Source organism: Leclercia sp. S52 (assembly GCF_039727615.1).
GTDB lineage: Bacteria > Pseudomonadota > Gammaproteobacteria > Enterobacterales > Enterobacteriaceae > Enterobacter > Enterobacter adecarboxylatus_B.
Map to the genome: position 1 here is coordinate 109,141 of NZ_CP152474.1, position 15,866 is coordinate 125,006.

Consider the following 15,866-nt stretch of genomic DNA (forward strand, 5'->3'; position numbering starts at 1 on the left):
TAGATTTTTTTGTGTGAGCGGATATGCCTTAGTTTAGCTAATGGATGCCTGGCCTGATAAAAGCTATTCCGGGGTTTTTATCCAGATATCGCATTAGATTTATTAGGTCACTACTGCTGCGTGCGGTTAAAAACCTGGCGGAACATCGGCACCAGTATTTTATTACCGGTTTCGCTGAGGTGGTTATCGTCGAAGTACCAGGGCTGTAGATTTTTGCTGCCCATGCAACGACCCGCGGTACAGAGCCAGGCGGTGGGGTCCATCACCTGAACGCCGCACTGTTTTGCCGCCCGCGCCTGGGCCTGCAAAATGGCCGCGTTCTTTTGCTCGTAGTCCACCAGCGGAACCGATATATCGCGAGTGGCTTTGCCGGTCATCAGGCGATGAGATAACGTGCGGGGAACATTATGCGCCATCTCGGGGATCGGGTTAACCAGCCAGACCGGATGCGTGCGGTTCAGGGTGCACGCCATCCCGACAATTGCATCGGCATACTGCTGCAGGTACGCCTGCTTGTTTTGCGCCCTGGCGTCGAAGGTTACCAGTTGCTGTTCGGCGTAATGCGTCAGGCGGTTCACGATCACTACCGGTACATCTGACGGGTAATCCTGCAGTCGCGAAGGGAGGGAGCGGTTGAATTCGCCGCATCCTTTGTTCTCGCCCAGTTCACCCGTCGCCAGCGTCGGGCAGCCAGAGTAAGTAATGCCGATAACCGAGCCTTTTCCCTGTGCGGCTTCTGCCAGGGCGGTTGCGGTGGCTTCCGCATGGCTGTCGCCAATAATAATGGCGACAGGCTTACCCGTACCGTATGTGCTCAGGTGCGTTTTTGGGTTGGCGGCATAGTTTTTGTTGGTGGCTTCCAGCGCGATTTTGTTTACCAACGGATCGGGCTGGCTGACAACGATATTGTTTTTCACCAGATAGCTGAACAGCCAGGCTACACCCACGCAGGCAAACAGGATTAACCAGAATGCGCGGGTCGAACGCTGGTTCAGGTAGTTTTTGCCGGGCTGTTCGATCAAAGCCCAGGAGAGCCATCCGGCGGCGAAGGAGAGCGCAATCGCGCTCATCACCCACAGCCCGTTATGCTGGCGACCGGAATAGATCAGAAACACCACAATAGGCCAGTGCCAAAGGTAGACGGAATACGAGCTCAGCCCTGCCCAGCGGAAGTTGCGGTCGAACAGACTAACCAGCGGCTGGTAGTCGCTGTAAATCACCAGCATCGCGCCTGCGACGGGCAGTAAGGTCAGTGGCCCGGGCCAGGCTTGCTCTGCGGTGATGAAAAACAGGGAGAGCAGGATCAGGGCGTAACCGGCGATCGCCGTAAACGGCCGCAGCCTTAACGGCAGGACAAAACGCTGCGCGGCATACCAGACCAGCCCACCGCACAGCATCTCCCAGGCGCGATAGGGCATCAGATAGAAGCTGGTGGCCGCGTTTATGGAAGTGTGTGTAATGCTCACCACAAACGATGCGACGGTGAGGATCAGCAGGCAGAGCCCGGTGTTCAGCTTTTTCCTGAGGGGATATAAGCCCATCATTATAAACGGCAATACCAGATAGAATTGCCATTCCACAGACAAAGACCAGGTATGTAAAAACCAGTTTTCATGCGAGTCGAGGGCAAAATAGTCCCCGGTCTCTTTGTTGAGTTTCAGGTTGGAAATAAACAGGGCGGCATAGCCAATATAGTTTCCGAGCTTTTTATACTCATTTGTCGGTAGCCAGAAAAAGGTCGCCACGGCGATAACCAGACACATCGCCAGCAGGGCGGGAATTATTCTTTTGCAGCGCGCGGCATAAAACTGAATAAGGTTGAAGCGGTTGCGTTCCAGGCCCGTGGCGATGATTTTGGTCATCAGGAAGCCGGAGATAACAAAAAACACATCCACGCCTGCGAAACCGCCGGGCAGCAGGGTGGCGGTAAAGTGATAGAACACAACAGAAAGAATGGCTATTCCACGCAGCAGGTTGATGTCCTGCCTGAAATCGCGGTCAACTGAGAGGCTTGAGACGCCCTCTAAAGATAAGTTGATGTTTGCCATTAAGTTTCCTGAAAAGAACGATCAGAATAAGGAATGCGGCCTGCATTCTATCAAAATCACGAAAAGACTGCTTATGTTCTGATGCGCCGAAAGCAGACAGTAAATTCTTATGGCTATTAAATAAAAATGGTCCCTTAACGGGACCATTAATAACAAAGTAACGCGGTTACGGCTTATTCGATGTTCTGGATCTGCTCGCGCATTTGTTCAATCAGCACTTTCAGTTCAATCGCAGAATTAGTGACTTCGGCGTTGATCGATTTAGACGCCAGGGTGTTCGATTCGCGGTTGAACTCCTGCATCATAAAGTCGAGACGGCGGCCCACAGCTTCTTTCTTCTTCAGAATGTTGTAGGTCTCTTTAACGTGCGCTTCCAGACGGTCCAGCTCTTCGGAAACGTCGATACGCTGGGCCATCAGCACCAGTTCCTGCTCAAGACGGTTATTCTCCAGCTGAACTTCGGCATCTTCCAGTTTGGCGACCAGACGTTCGCGCTGCCACTGCAGGATTTCTGGCATATGGGAACGAACTTTTACCACTTCGCCGCTCACGCCTTCCAGGCGCTGCTCGATCAGCGCTTTCAGCGCCTGGCCTTCGGTTTCACGGGCCACGATGAAATCGTCCAGCGTACCGTCCAATGCCGCCAGGATCTCTGCGGTAATGGCGTCCAGATCCTGTTCGCCAGCCGCCATCACGCCAGGCCAGCGCAGAATATCAACCGGATTGATTTCGCCTTCGTCGCTTTGCATCTTGACCCAGTTAGCGGCGTTCACCAGCTGTTTAGCCAGTTTTTCGTTGAGGATCAGCTCCCCTTGCGCACTCGCATCGGGCTCAAAACGCAGGTTGCATTCAACCTTGCCGCGCGTCAGGCGAGCACGGATACGTTCACGAACCACGGGCTCAAGACTGCGGAACTGCTCCGGCATACGGAAATAGGTTTCAAGATAGCGTTGGTTTACCGAGCGCATTTCCCAGGTAGCGCTGCCCCAGCTACCCTTGATTTCACGGCGGGCGTAGGCGGTCATACTGCGGATCATAGACATTTCCGTTTTTGAAGGAGAGATGGGGGGATTATAGCTTTCGGGGCTTTCTCAGGATAGGAATAAGCGCGTTTAATCCGTATAATGCGCAGCCACATTCGTTTCAAGCCGGAGATATCATCATGCGTCCATCAGGTCGTAGCGCCAACCAGGTGCGCCCCGTCACCCTGACCCGTAACTATACAAAACACGCTGAAGGCTCTGTGCTTGTTGAATTTGGTGACACCAAAGTGCTGTGCACCGCCTCCATCGAAGAGGGCGTGCCGCGCTTCCTGAAAGGCCAGGGTCAGGGCTGGATCACTGCCGAATACGGCATGCTGCCACGCTCCACCCATACCCGTAACGCCCGCGAAGCGGCTAAGGGTAAACAGGGCGGCCGCACCATGGAAATCCAGCGTCTGATCGCCCGTGCGCTGCGCGCGGCGGTGGATCTGAAAACGCTGGGCGAATTCACCATCACCCTGGACTGCGACGTGATCCAGGCGGATGGCGGCACCCGCACCGCCTCTATTACCGGTGCCTGCGTGGCGCTGGCCGATGCCCTGAACAAACTGGTCGCGGCCGGTAAGCTGAAAGCTAACCCGCTGAAAGGCATGGTTGCAGCGGTATCTGTTGGGATCGTTAATGGCGAAGCGCTGTGCGATCTGGAGTACGTTGAAGACTCTGCGGCCGAGACCGACATGAACGTGGTGATGACCGAAGACGGTCGTATCATTGAGGTGCAGGGCACCGCAGAGGGTGAGCCGTTCACCCATGAAGAGCTTCTGGCGCTGTTGGCGTTAGCCCGAGAGGGAATCGAATCTATCGTAACGACGCAGAAGGCGGCGTTAGAAAATTGATTTTAAAGGCGACTGATGAGTCGCCTTTTTTTTGTTCGTAGAAAAGCAAAAGTCAGATGAGGAGTAAACCCATGAAACCCTATCAGCGCCAGTTTATTGAGTTTGCGCTTAGCAAGCAGGTACTTAAGTTTGGCGAATTTACGCTGAAATCCGGGCGCAAGAGCCCCTATTTCTTTAACGCCGGGCTGTTTAATACCGGGCGCGATCTGGCACTGTTAGGCCGCTTCTATGCCGAAGCGCTGGTGGACTCCGGGATCGAATTCGACCTGCTGTTTGGCCCGGCGTACAAAGGTATTCCGATTGCCACCACCACCGCCGTGGCGCTGGCGGAGCATCACGATCGCGACGTGCCGTACTGCTTTAACCGTAAAGAGGCCAAAACCCACGGCGAAGGCGGTAATCTGGTCGGCAGCGCGCTGCAGGGTCGCGTCATGCTGGTGGACGATGTGATCACCGCGGGCACTGCCATTCGTGAATCGATGGAGATTATCCAGGCCAACAACGCGACGCTGGCGGGCGTGCTGATCTCGCTGGACCGCCAGGAGCGCGGACGTGGCGACATCTCTGCCATTCAGGAAGTGGAGCGCGACTACAGCTGCAAAGTGACGTCGATCATCACCCTGAAAGACCTGATTGCGTATCTGGAAGAGAAGCCGGAGATGGCCGGGAGCCTGGCGGCGGTGCGTGCGTATCGCGAAGAGTTTGGCGTGTAAATGAATTGCCCGGTGGCGCTGCGCTTACCGGGCCTACAGGGTAGGCCGGATAAGGCGCAGCCGCCATCCGGCGTTACTGCAGTTGAGCAGCCACTAACGGCCAGCGGGCGTCAAAATCGTCCGTTGGACGATATTTGAATTCGCTGCGCACGAAGCGGGAGAGCATCCCTTCACAGAAGGCCAGCACCTGCCCGGCAAGCAGCGACTCATCAATGCTGTAACCCTCGCCTTCACGCATCTTCTTTTCGCGTAAAACCTGGCGCAGCTGCGCTTCAATACGCTCAAACAGCTGGTTAATACGCCCCTGCAGTCTGTCCTGTTCAAACATCAGTGCGTGGCCGGTCAGGATACGGGTTAAACCCGGATTGCGCTCGCCGAAACCGAGGATCAGCTGAACAATCAGACGCAGCCGTGCGGTGGTGTCTTTTTCATCCTTCAGAATCAGGTTGATACGGGTGATCAGGCTGTCTTCGATAAACTCGATCAGGCTGTCGAACATCCGCGTTTTGCTGGGGAAATGACGGTACAGCGCCGCTTCCGACACGCCCACAGAGGCGGCCAGTTTTGCGGTGGTGATGCGTTGACTGCCATCGCTGGATTCAAGCATCAGAGCCAGAGATTGAAGTATTTCTTCGCGACGATTCCTTTTCGCTGTTTGTTTTTCTGCCATGTTGCAAAATACCCCTGAAAATAAGCACTTGTCAGGCTGACATCCACACAACGACCGCAAACAGACGTTTGCGGTTTGTTAATACGTTATTAGATTGTGGGATGCGTTTAGCCGGGTTTATTTACGCCCGGAATGGCCGAAGCCGCCTTCGCCGCGATCGGTGGCGTCGAAGTCTTCTACCAGATTAAATTCAGCCTGTACCACCGGGACGAACACCATCTGGGCGACACGCTCGCCGGGTTGAATGGTGAAGCTGTCCTGGCCACGGTTCCAGACGGAGACCATCAGCTGACCCTGATAGTCAGAATCGATCAGGCCTACCAGGTTGCCCAGCACGATACCATGCTTATGGCCAAGGCCAGAACGCGGCAGGATCACCGCCGCCAGAGAGGCATCGGCAATGTGGATGGCAAGACCGGTCGGCAGCAGCGTGGTGGCGCCCGGTGCCAGCTCTACCGCGTCGTCGAGGCAGGCGCGCAGATCAAGACCGGCAGAGCCGGAAGTGGCATAGGTCGGCAGCGGGAATTCCTGACCAACACGCGGGTCCAGAATCTTAACGTCGATTTTTTTCATCATAACGGGTAACGATCTCGTCCAGTAATAGTTGGCCCAGGAGTTCCTTGCGCTCAAGCGGTAAGACTTTATCTCCATCCTGCCAGAATAGGTGCAGTGCGTTGCTGTCGCTGTTAAATCCTTGGGTGGCCAGCGATACGTCGTTCGCGCAAATCAAATCGAGGTTTTTGCGGGTACGTTTTTGCCGGGCATATTCTTCCACATTATTCGTTTCAGCGGCAAACCCAACAACGTAAGGACGACGATCTTTTAGCGCGGCGACACCGGCAACGATATCCGGGTTTTTCACCATTTTTATCGTGATTTCATCGCCTTGCTTTTTAATTTTCTCATCCGCAACGGCCGCTGCCCGGTAGTCTGCCACGGCGGCGCAGCCAATAAAAATCTGCTGCTGTTGGGCCTGTGCCTGAACGGCCGCTTCCATCTCCAGCGCGGTCGTTACGTCAATGCGCTGCACCCGCGGCGGCGTCGGCAGCGACACCGGGCCGCTGACCAGCGTGACTTTGGCTCCGCGCTGTGCGGCGGCGGCGGCAATCGCAAAGCCCATCTTGCCGGAGCTTTGGTTGGTGATATAGCGCACCGGATCCAACGGCTCACGCGTCGGACCCGCGGTAATCATGATGCTGAGATGTTGCAGATCGTTGACAGGTGAAAAATGGCTGGCGGCCAGATCCACAATCGCCAGCGGATCCAGCATGCGGCCCGGGCCGATATCGCCACAGGCCTGGCTGCCGCTGTCCGGCCCCCAGATCAGCAGGCCGCGGGAAGCCAGCGTTTCAAGGTTATGCCGGGTGGCCGCGTTGCGGTACATCTGCTGGTTCATGGCCGGGACCACGGCGACCGGCGCCGGAGTGGCCAGGCAGATGGTGGATACCAGGTCGTTGGCCATACCGGCTGCCACACGGGCGATGAGATCGGCGGTGGCCGGGGCGAGGATGACGAGATCCGCCCACTTACCCAGCTCGATATGACCCATTGCCGCTTCCGCCGCCGGATCGAGCAGGCTGTCCGACACCGGGTAGCCCGAAACGGCCTGCAGGCTCAATGGCGTAATAAACGCTTTGCCCCCTTCGGTTATTGCCACCCGCACGTCCGCGCCGCGCTCGCGCAAACGACGCACCAGTTCCGGCGCTTTATAGGCCGCAATGCCGCCGCTGACGCCGAGAACGATTTTTTTACCGGCCAGGCTCATCATGATTCTTTCCTGTTGGGTTCACCTGAGAGGTGGACATTTTATCACAATCCGAAATGCATCGGGATGTTGTCCATCCGCCACTTTGCGAGGGGTTACGCAAGACAAGAAATCCGCCATCGTGAGGAGCCCGGGTCTGTGGCAGCATGGCCTGACTATGGAGGAGGAGAGAGTATGGATACATCATCCCCGCAGTTACCGCGGGAAAAAATGCTCGCAGATGGCGCGACGACCCTGACGGACGATGAGCTGCTGGCGCTGTTCCTGCGGACCGGAACGCGTAGTAAAAGCGTTTTCACGCTTTCTAAAGACCTGTTGCAGCATTTCGGCTCCCTGCATGGCTTGCTGAGTGCCGAGCTGACGGCCTTCAGGCGGGTGGACGGGATCGGCATTGCGACATTCGCCCAGCTCAGAGGCATTGCGGAGCTTGCCCGTCGTTACTACTGCTCGGGCATAAGGCGGGAAACCCCGCTGGAGAACCCGGAGATGACCCGGGAGTTTGTACGCAGCCAGCTGGCGGAAGAGGAGCGGGAGATTTTTATGGTGATTTTCCTTGATAATCAAAACCGGGTGCTGAAACATTCCCGCTTATTTTCGGGGACCCTGAGCCATGTGGAGGTGCATCCACGAGAAATTGTGCGCGAAGCGATAAAAGTGAATGCCGCTGGCGTGATCCTCGCGCATAATCATCCCTCAGGGCGCGCCGAACCGAGCAAAGCCGACAGAGACGTGACCGCACGCATCATGAAATGCTGTCAATTCATGGACATTCGTGTTCTTGATCATCTGGTGATAGGTCGCGGAGAGTACGTTTCGTTTGCAGAACGTGGATGGATTTAAGCCATTTCTCGCGATCCATCGGGATCTTTGTCTGTTCGGGACTTGAGCACATCCTCGAGTCAGCGTATACTACGCCACCTTTGAGAATCTCGGGTTTGGCAATTGGGCCTGGCAATCGATGGTTCACTTAGAACTGCGATGACTGGGCTGTAAAGCCTGACGAGGCGCCGATACCCCATACGAAGCTCGAGCTAATTTGATTTTTGGAGAATAGACATGTCCCGAGTCTGCCAAGTTACTGGCAAGCGTCCGGTGACCGGTAACAACCGTTCCCACGCACTGAACGCGACTAAACGCCGTTTCCTGCCGAACCTGCACTCTCACCGTTTCTGGGTTGAGAGCGAGAAGCGTTTTGTCACCCTGCGTGTATCTGCTAAAGGTATGCGTGTTATTGATAAGAAAGGCATCGATACAGTTCTGTCCGAACTGCGTGCCCGTGGCGAAAAGTACTAAGTACTTAAAGAGGAAATAAATCATGGCTAAAGGTATTCGTGAGAAAATCAAGCTGGTTTCTTCTGCTGGTACAGGTCACTTCTACACCACCACGAAGAACAAACGTACTAAGCCGGAAAAACTGGAACTGAAAAAGTTCGATCCAGTTGTACGCCAGCACGTACTGTACAAAGAAGCTAAAATTAAATAATTTTAGACTCCTTGTGCTGAAAAACCCCGCAACTGCGGGGTTTTTTTGCATTCTGCATCTCAACGGAGGAACCATGCCTGAATTACCTGAGGTAGAGACCAGCCGCCGTGGCATTGAGCCTCACCTGGTCGGTGCGACCATTCTTCACGCTGTTGTCCGCAACGGTCGTCTGCGCTGGCCGGTTTCTGATGAGATCCACGCCCTGAGCGACAAACCCGTCCTCAGCGTACAGCGCCGCGCGAAGTATCTGCTGCTGGAGCTGCCGGATGGCTGGATCATCATCCACCTGGGGATGTCCGGGAGCTTACGTATTCTCAGCGAAGAGCTGCCTGCCGAAAAGCACGACCACGTCGACCTGGTGATGAGCAACGGCAAAGTGCTGCGCTATACCGATCCCCGCCGCTTTGGCGCCTGGCTGTGGACCAAAGAGCTGGAAGGGCATAACGTGCTGGCGCACCTGGGGCCGGAGCCGCTGTCGGATGACTTTGACGCCGGGTACCTGAAAGCGAAGTGCGCGAAGAAGAAAAGCCCGATTAAACCCTGGCTGATGGATAACAAGCTGGTGGTCGGCGTCGGTAACATCTACGCCAGTGAATCGCTCTTTGCTGCCGGGATCCATCCCGATCGGCTGGCCTCCTCGCTCTCCGCGCAAGAGTGCGAGCTGCTGGTGAGGGTGATTAAAGCGGTGCTGCTGCGTTCGATTGAGCAGGGCGGAACCACCCTGAAGGACTTCCTGCAGAGCGACGGTAAGCCGGGCTACTTTGCCCAGGAGCTGCAGGTCTATGGTCGTAAAGATGAGCCATGCCGGGTCTGCGGTGCGCCGATTGTGGCCACGAAGCACGCTCAGCGCGCCACCTTCTACTGCCGTCAGTGCCAGAAGTGATATGTAGGCCGGGCAAGCGCAGCGCCGCCCGGCAAGAAGGCAGGAACTACTTCAGCTTGTCCATCAACGCCTGATGAACGACAGCAGGCAGGAAATGGGTGACATCACCCGCGTGGCGCGCCACCTCTTTCACCAGCGAAGAGGAGATAAACGACCACTCTTTGGATGGCATCAGGAAGACGCTCTCCAGCTCGGGCATCAGATGGCGGTTCATATGCGCCAGCTGCATCTCATATTCAAAATCAGCCACCGCACGCAGGCCGCGAATCAGGATATTGGCCTGCTGGGCGCGGGCAAAGTTCGCCATCAGATCACTGAAACCCACGACGTCCACATTGGGCAAGTGCGCGGTGGCGGCTTTCGCCAGGGCAACCCGCTCTTCGAGGTCGAACAGCGGCTTTTTGCTGGGGCTGGCGGCAATCGCCAGAATCACCGTATCAAACATGCTGGCCGCACGGGTGACGATGTCAATATGACCGTTGGTGATGGGATCGAAGGTACCCGGATAGATCGCTTTTGTGCTCATGGCTCACGCTTTCTCTGAGTAGCCGCGGTTCAGCGCCCACAGCTCGGTGTATTTATTGAAAGTATACTGGGCGTTAACCACCGCCAGTAACCAGCCCTGTTTACCGTCCAGCACGCCACCACGCAGCACCAGCGTCTTCAGGAACGCCCCTGCGGTGTGGCTGAAGATACCCGCCAGCGAGGTGGTCTTACCGCGCTGATGACGCTCCTGAGCCCAGGCCGTGGCGTAGTTAAGCTGTTTGCGCTGGAAGCTGGCAAAATCACGGCAGGTGAGGTGCAGCAGATCGCCGTCGAGGGCAATCACCTGCGCGCCTTCGCAGTCCAGTGACTCGTGCACCAGGTTATCGTTGTACTGATAGCGCGTGCGTGGGTACAGGCGCATCACGCGATCGGGATACCAGCCGCTGTGACGCATAAAGCGGCCCAGGAAATAGTTGCGCCGGGCGATGCTGTAGACGGCGTCGGGCTGAGGCGCTTCCAGCACACGCTGGATGGCCTGTTGCAGCGCCGGCGTGACGCGCTCGTCGGTGTCGATCATCAATACATACTCGCCGGTGGCGAACTGCTGCGCGCGCTGGCGCTGGGTGCCATAGCCCTGCCAGTCGGTATTGATATAGACCTGCACACCGGCCGCGCGGGCGACCTCCACCGTGGCGTCGGTACTACCGGAATCGAGCAGGACGATCTCATCAGCCCAGGCGACGGAGGCGAGGCAATCCGGCAGCAGATCTGCGGCGTTTTTGGCGATCATCACGACCGACAGACGCGCAGACATTAATGGCTCCGCACGGGCAGGTAAGGTTGCAGAAGTTGCAGCAGGCGGGTCAAGGCCCCCTGATTCTGATGCAGCACTTCGACTGCGTGGCGGCCATACCACAGACGATAGTCTTCGTCGGTCAGCAGGGTCGACACTTCCTTCACAATGGAATTCGCATCGGTAACCGTAATCAGCCCGTCTGCCTGCTGCAGTTTGGCGCAGATATCTTTGAAGTTGAAGGTATGCGGCCCCATCAGCACAGGAATGGCGTGCGCTGCCGGCTCCAGCGGGTTGTGTCCGCCACGCTCCACGAGGCTACCGCCGACAAAGGCCAGATCGGCAATCCCGTACAGCAACATCAGCTCGCCCATGGTATCGCCAATCACCACCTGGGTGCTGGAGGAGGGGATTTCACCGCTGCTGCGCATAATGAAGCTGAACCCGCCTTTCTGCACCATGTCACGGGCATCTTTAAAACGCTCAGGATGACGCGGCACCAGTATTAACAGCAGATCCGGGAAGCTTTCCAGAAGCTGGCGATGCGCCTGGAGGATAATCTCTTCTTCACCGTCATGAGTGCTGGTGGCGATCCACACTTTACGGCGCGGCGCCCACTGGCGACGCAGGGTAACGGCTCTGGCAGCCAGTTCAGGAGTAACCGAAATATCAAACTTCAGGCTACCGGTGACCGCCAGCTGATTGCGCTTCAGGCCCAGCGACAGGAAGCGCGCGCCGTCCTCTTCATTCTGGGCGGCGATCAGGGTGATTTTACTCAGCAGGCGGCGCATAAATTTGCCCAGCTTGCCGTACCCCTTCGCAGAGCGTTCCGACAGGCGGGCGTTAGCCACCACCAGCGGAATTTTACGGCTGTGCAGGGCGGAAATCATATTTGGCCACAGCTCGGTTTCCATCACGATCACCAGCTTAGGGCGCACGGTGTTGAGGAAACGGTTCATGGCGCAGGGTAAATCGTAAGGCAGATAGACGTGATGGACGTCTTTGCCAAAGGCCGACATGGCGCGTTCGGAACCGGTTGGCGTCATGGTGGTAACGGTGATCGGCAGCGACGGATAACGGTGGCGCAGGGCGCGGACCAGCGGAATGGCCGCCAGCGTTTCGCCCACGGACACGGAGTGGAGCAGGATACCGTCCGGCGCAACTTTGTTGCGGCAGTAACCATAGCGTTCAGCCCAGCGTTTACGGTAAGCAGGCGCTTTACGGCTACGTAGCAGCAGTCGTAGCCACACCAGTGGCTGAATAATGTAGAGCAGAGCGGTATACAACAATTCCAAGCGATTATCCGTTTTTTCAGTTTCGGCGGGCAAATTCTAAGCATTTAGGCCGTTTAAAGCTATCCCTTTGGCGCTTTTGCTCAGCCATTTGCCTGCGTTACGTGCGTTCGCAGATAAAAAAACGGGCATTCAATGCCCGTTTAATGATTTCTGCTTAACGTTCCGCTTCCGGCAGTTCGTTCAGGTGGTAGGTGACGCGCTCCGACAGGCCGCGAATATCACCCCCGGTGATGTAGAAGCTGTCGTCCTTCTGGTTCGGGTTACTGACCGCATACCCCAGCATCTTGTTGATCAGCGTCGCCATCTGGAAATGGTTGAGCGGGACCTGCGGGCTGATAGCGCTCATTGCGTACGCCGGATCGTTACTGAAGTAGAGGAACGGCACCTGGGCAATCGGCATCTCAACAATCGAGTGGCCGAACAGACCGCCATCACCGACGCGTTCGCCGTGATCCGAGGTAATAAACACCAGTACGGGCAGTTTAGATTTAGCCATCGCGGTACGGATCGCCGAGGCCAGCTCTTTGTCGTACAGGCGCACGGCATCATCGTACTCATTTTTCTTCTGCGCCACGTCGTCACTCAGGCGTGGGGTAGAGAATTTAGCGAAGCCCTGCGGGATGTTGCGCTCATAAGGAATATGCGGCGCGCGGCTGTTCAGCACCATCAGGAACGGTTTGTTCCAGTCCAGCTTCGCCTGTTCAACGGAAGGGGTCAGCACCACATCGGCACCCACGTCTGGTGCCGGGCGGATCTGCGTATCTTCCCACAGGTCGATATCATGGATGCCAATCCAGTTGCTCAGCCCTTCCAGGCCCTGGGCAGAGATAAACGCCGTCTGGTAGCCCTGCTTTTTGGCATTGGTGAAGATGTTGGTCGACTTCGACTTATAGGCGGCGTAGTTGTCCGGCTCGCGCAGGTTATTTACCAGCATCGGGATCGCCACGCGGGTCGAGACCGCGTTCGAGACGATCAGACGGCCCGTACCCTGATACTGCTGCAGCAGCGCCTTCAGTTCCGGCGTGGTGTCGCGTTCGTAGCCCAGGGCGCTGACATGATGCGGGTTGAGGCTTTCGCCAATCGCCAGGATGATGGAGTATTTCCCGGCTTGGCTGCCCTCCACCGGCGTGACCTTATAGGGCTCATAGTGCGTGACGCTCTGGTTTTCGCCGGAAAGGGCTTCCGGGATCAGGCGAATAGCGCTGTAACTCATGGCTGACAGACCATTGCGCAGTAAGGAGTGGCGCAGATCCGGGTTGAATTTATACATCTGCCCGTCGATGGCTTTATAGAATTGACCGGCAAACATCACCACGATAGCCAGCAGGCACGGCATCGCCACCCACTTATGCCACTGCGGCGCCAGACGGCGGGTAAAGACCAGCGCAAAGATCACCGCGACGGCCATGATGGCAAAGTAGATCCCAAGCGATCCCAGACTGTCCGTGATGCCGCTGGCGATATCTTTGGTTTCGACAAAGGCCAGCCAGACTTCACTCGGGCCATAAAACTGGCCGTAGAACTGGTAATACACCGCTTCTGATATCTGCACGATGAAGGTGATCGCCAGCAGCAGACGGGTCAGGAAATAGCGGGCGCTGACGGCCGCCAGTACGGAAATGATCAGATACAGCGACATGTCGCTGGATTTCGGCTGATAAACATGGTCTTTCAGCAGGATGATGATTTCACACAGGGAAAACAGCACCAGGAAGACCAGCGTGAGTATCACGGTACGCAGAATATTACGGCGCGGCGTGAGCGACGAACGTGAGGATGTTTTAAACATGAACGGACTCAAGGTTACTTAAAACTTTTTAGTCAGCGGGCGAATGGCTTTACCGAAACCAAAGCGCAGTGCACGAACCAGGGTAGGGCGTTTATGCAGTCCTTTACGCCAGATATCCTCAAACAGGCTGAACCAGCGTGCGGCGACCGCTTCGCGGGAGTAAACCTGCAGACGTTTGTCGCCCTGCTCGCGCATCTGGCGATACAGGTCCGGATTGTTTTTCAACCGCATGATGGCATCGAAGGCTTCGTCCGGCGTTTTGGCGATCAGATAGTCGAGGTCGCTTTCGCGGATCGCGCGGTATGACGGTTCGTCGTCGCAGATCATCACCGTTTTGCCCAGCCAGTTGTTAATCAGCTTGCTGGCAGGTTTGCGGGCCAGTTTGTGGTCGTGCGATTTGCGGAAGCTGATGCAGACGTCCACGTCCTGGTAGTTGGTCCAGTTATCGAAGGAGATACGCAGGTCAATGCCCTGCTCGGCAAGGCGCTGCTTAAAGGCCTCGCTACGAAACGCCTCCGGGAAGCTGTCGACACGGCCAAAAAAGGCCACGGTTTTGACGGTTTCATCGGTACGCTCACGCGGTTTCACCCCCGGCTGCGGCCAGTAGGGGACAAAAACGCCGTTGCTGCGGTTATCGGCTTCCGGGTTCTGATCCACTACCACGTCTGCGCCAATCACCGGTGGACGGTCGGCACGGGCAACGACGGTCACGCCACGCCAGGGTTTGACGCGCGAGCCAAAATCATCGTTATGCATCAGGTTGATGGCATCCGGGCGGCACTCCGAACCAAACGAGCACTCGATGTCGTCACCATAATAGTGTTTCAGCGCCAGGGTGGTCTGGAACGTCCAGCCGCCGCGTCCGCCGCAGTAGAAACGCTCCGGGATGGTATCCGGATTAACGCGGTTATCCAGCAGCGTCTGGAAATCTGCATAGTTTTTGGCGATGAAATCAGCGCGGGAGACCGCGTGTAATTTAAGTTTGCTCATAATGTTCGTTAGCCGATGATTTTTTTAAGGCGGAAGTAACGACGTCCCAGACGCCAGCGCTGACGCAAACCGCGCGCGTTTTGCCAGATCATCGACCAGATGCCGCGATCGAACAGTTCCTGGGTGATTTCGCGTTTTTTCGCGCTGTCTTCAATATTGTTAATGCTGTGCAGAATACCCAATCCCTCTTTGGCAATTTGCCACCGGCAGGCCGGAACACGCTTCACCTGTTCCGGGTAGCGTTTGTTGATGGCATCCAGCATTTCGAGGATTTTCATATAGTGGCGCGAAGAGCGCATCCGCGTGTCGTCGGTGCCTGGCGTGTGCGATACCGATGCAGAGTGGATCAGATAGTCGTAATAGACTTCGTCAATATACTGTACGCGTTTGGCCGTCAGCAGCACTTCCGTAGTCCAGGGAATATCCTGATGACGCAGGCCGTGTTCGAAGGTAAAGCCCTGCGCTTTGATAAAGGCGTGGCGATAGATATTCAGCCAGGTGACGTGCAGGAACTTGCGCGAGGCCAGCGCCATCTGCAGCCACTCCGGGCCTTCCAGCACCCCTGTAGAAGACAGCTTGTCGGACGGAAAAATCTTTTTCGATGGACGGCCATCGTCATAAATATAGGTGCCGTTACAGGTCGCTACATCCAGCTGGCCCGCAAAGGCGATATCCAACAGGCGCGGGTACATGCCAGGGTAAATAACGTCATCAATATCGGGGAAGGCGACATATTCGCCGGTCGCCAGGGCAAGACCGGTATTACGCGCGGCCGATACGCCGCCATTTGGCTGGTCGATTATCCGGAAATGGCTAAATTCACTGGCATAGCGGGCGATCATTTCAGCTGAGCGATCCGTTGAGCCGTCATTAACAATAATGAGTTCCAGGCTCGATAAATTCTGCTGTTTAATGCTGTCAAAAAAAGCGCTCAGAAATTTTTCGCCATTAAAAACGGCGACGATGAGGCTTAATTGAGGCGTTTCAGACATGCTTTCTCCGTAAAAATACGCAGCAATAAAAAGAGTATGACGAGGCCATTTGCTGGCAATTCGACAGCCGGCAGGCTAAA

Annotated in this window: 17 protein-coding genes; 6 read left to right on the top strand and 11 right to left on the bottom strand. The window is 56.2% G+C overall.

What is annotated here, in order from left to right; genetic code table 11:
- Window positions 1–110: 110 nt before the first annotated feature.
- Window positions 111–2,048 (bottom strand): acyltransferase family protein, encoded by a 1,938-nt coding sequence (locus AAHB66_RS00515; RefSeq protein ID WP_347114846.1) that lies wholly within the window; start codon window positions 2,046–2,048, stop codon window positions 111–113.
- 173 nt (window positions 2,049–2,221) lie between these two features.
- On the bottom strand, window positions 2,222–3,085 hold the full coding sequence (locus tag AAHB66_RS00520; protein ID WP_347114847.1) for a YicC/YloC family endoribonuclease: 864 nt from the start codon (window positions 3,083–3,085) through the stop codon (window positions 2,222–2,224).
- Between the two features lie 125 nt (window positions 3,086–3,210).
- Here AAHB66_RS00520 and rph point away from each other — a divergent pair, with 125 nt between their 5' ends.
- The gene (rph, locus tag AAHB66_RS00525; protein WP_032615700.1) at window positions 3,211–3,927 is read left to right on the top strand and encodes a ribonuclease PH; all 717 of its coding nucleotides are present in this window, start codon (window positions 3,211–3,213) and stop codon (window positions 3,925–3,927) included.
- A 71-nt stretch (window positions 3,928–3,998) separates the two neighbouring features.
- Window positions 3,999–4,640, top strand: coding sequence for an orotate phosphoribosyltransferase (pyrE, locus tag AAHB66_RS00530; RefSeq protein ID WP_347114848.1), 642 nt, complete (start codon window positions 3,999–4,001; stop codon window positions 4,638–4,640).
- 73 nt (window positions 4,641–4,713) lie between these two features.
- Here pyrE and slmA read toward each other — a convergent pair whose 3' ends face one another.
- The 3 genes from slmA to coaBC form a co-directional block, all read right to left on the bottom strand.
- The gene (gene slmA, locus AAHB66_RS00535) at window positions 4,714–5,310 is read right to left on the bottom strand and encodes a nucleoid occlusion factor SlmA (RefSeq protein WP_106995437.1); all 597 of its coding nucleotides are present in this window, start codon (window positions 5,308–5,310) and stop codon (window positions 4,714–4,716) included.
- Between the two features lie 117 nt (window positions 5,311–5,427).
- Window positions 5,428–5,886 (bottom strand): dUTP diphosphatase, encoded by a 459-nt coding sequence (dut, locus tag AAHB66_RS00540; RefSeq protein ID WP_337018151.1) that lies wholly within the window; start codon window positions 5,884–5,886, stop codon window positions 5,428–5,430.
- Window positions 5,864–7,075 (bottom strand): bifunctional phosphopantothenoylcysteine decarboxylase/phosphopantothenate--cysteine ligase CoaBC, encoded by a 1,212-nt coding sequence (gene coaBC / locus AAHB66_RS00545; RefSeq protein WP_347116556.1) that lies wholly within the window; start codon window positions 7,073–7,075, stop codon window positions 5,864–5,866. The genes dut and coaBC overlap by 23 nt, the downstream gene beginning before the upstream one ends.
- A gap of 174 nt (window positions 7,076–7,249) precedes the next feature.
- Between coaBC and radC the strand changes: the two genes are divergently transcribed.
- From radC to mutM, 4 genes are all read left to right on the top strand, one after another.
- Window positions 7,250–7,915: a DNA repair protein RadC gene (radC, locus tag AAHB66_RS00550; RefSeq protein WP_347114849.1), complete on the top strand. Its 666-nt coding sequence runs from the start codon at window positions 7,250–7,252 to the stop codon at window positions 7,913–7,915.
- 216 nt (window positions 7,916–8,131) lie between these two features.
- Entirely contained in the window at window positions 8,132–8,368 is a 237-nt protein-coding gene (gene rpmB / locus AAHB66_RS00555) for a 50S ribosomal protein L28 (protein WP_002436699.1), read from the top strand.
- Window positions 8,369–8,390: 22 nt separating this feature from the next.
- Window positions 8,391–8,558, top strand: a complete 168-nt coding sequence (gene rpmG, locus AAHB66_RS00560) for a 50S ribosomal protein L33 (RefSeq protein WP_003024094.1) — start codon at window positions 8,391–8,393, stop codon at window positions 8,556–8,558.
- Window positions 8,559–8,631: 73 nt separating this feature from the next.
- Window positions 8,632–9,441, top strand: coding sequence for a bifunctional DNA-formamidopyrimidine glycosylase/DNA-(apurinic or apyrimidinic site) lyase (gene mutM / locus AAHB66_RS00565; protein ID WP_347114850.1), 810 nt, complete (start codon window positions 8,632–8,634; stop codon window positions 9,439–9,441).
- Between the two features lie 46 nt (window positions 9,442–9,487).
- Here the strand turns inward: mutM and coaD are convergent, their stop codons facing one another.
- The 6 genes from coaD to AAHB66_RS00595 form a co-directional block, all read right to left on the bottom strand.
- The gene (gene coaD, locus AAHB66_RS00570) at window positions 9,488–9,967 is read right to left on the bottom strand and encodes a pantetheine-phosphate adenylyltransferase (RefSeq protein WP_077226466.1); all 480 of its coding nucleotides are present in this window, start codon (window positions 9,965–9,967) and stop codon (window positions 9,488–9,490) included.
- 3 nt (window positions 9,968–9,970) lie between these two features.
- Window positions 9,971–10,741 carry a glycosyltransferase family 2 protein gene (locus AAHB66_RS00575; protein WP_347114851.1) on the bottom strand — a complete coding sequence of 257 codons (771 nt, stop codon included), beginning with the start codon at window positions 10,739–10,741 and terminating at the stop codon, window positions 9,971–9,973.
- Window positions 10,741–12,015: a lipid IV(A) 3-deoxy-D-manno-octulosonic acid transferase gene (gene waaA / locus AAHB66_RS00580; protein WP_347114852.1), complete on the bottom strand. Its 1,275-nt coding sequence runs from the start codon at window positions 12,013–12,015 to the stop codon at window positions 10,741–10,743. The genes AAHB66_RS00575 and waaA overlap by 1 nt, the downstream gene beginning before the upstream one ends.
- A gap of 154 nt (window positions 12,016–12,169) precedes the next feature.
- Window positions 12,170–13,804 (bottom strand): sulfatase-like hydrolase/transferase, encoded by a 1,635-nt coding sequence (locus tag AAHB66_RS00585; protein ID WP_347114853.1) that lies wholly within the window; start codon window positions 13,802–13,804, stop codon window positions 12,170–12,172.
- A gap of 18 nt (window positions 13,805–13,822) precedes the next feature.
- Window positions 13,823–14,794 (bottom strand): glycosyltransferase family 1 protein, encoded by a 972-nt coding sequence (locus AAHB66_RS00590; RefSeq protein ID WP_347114854.1) that lies wholly within the window; start codon window positions 14,792–14,794, stop codon window positions 13,823–13,825.
- 8 nt (window positions 14,795–14,802) lie between these two features.
- Complete coding sequence (locus AAHB66_RS00595; RefSeq protein WP_347114855.1) at window positions 14,803–15,786, bottom strand: glycosyltransferase; 984 nt, start codon at window positions 15,784–15,786, stop codon at window positions 14,803–14,805.
- Between the last annotated feature and the right edge of the window lie 80 nt (window positions 15,787–15,866).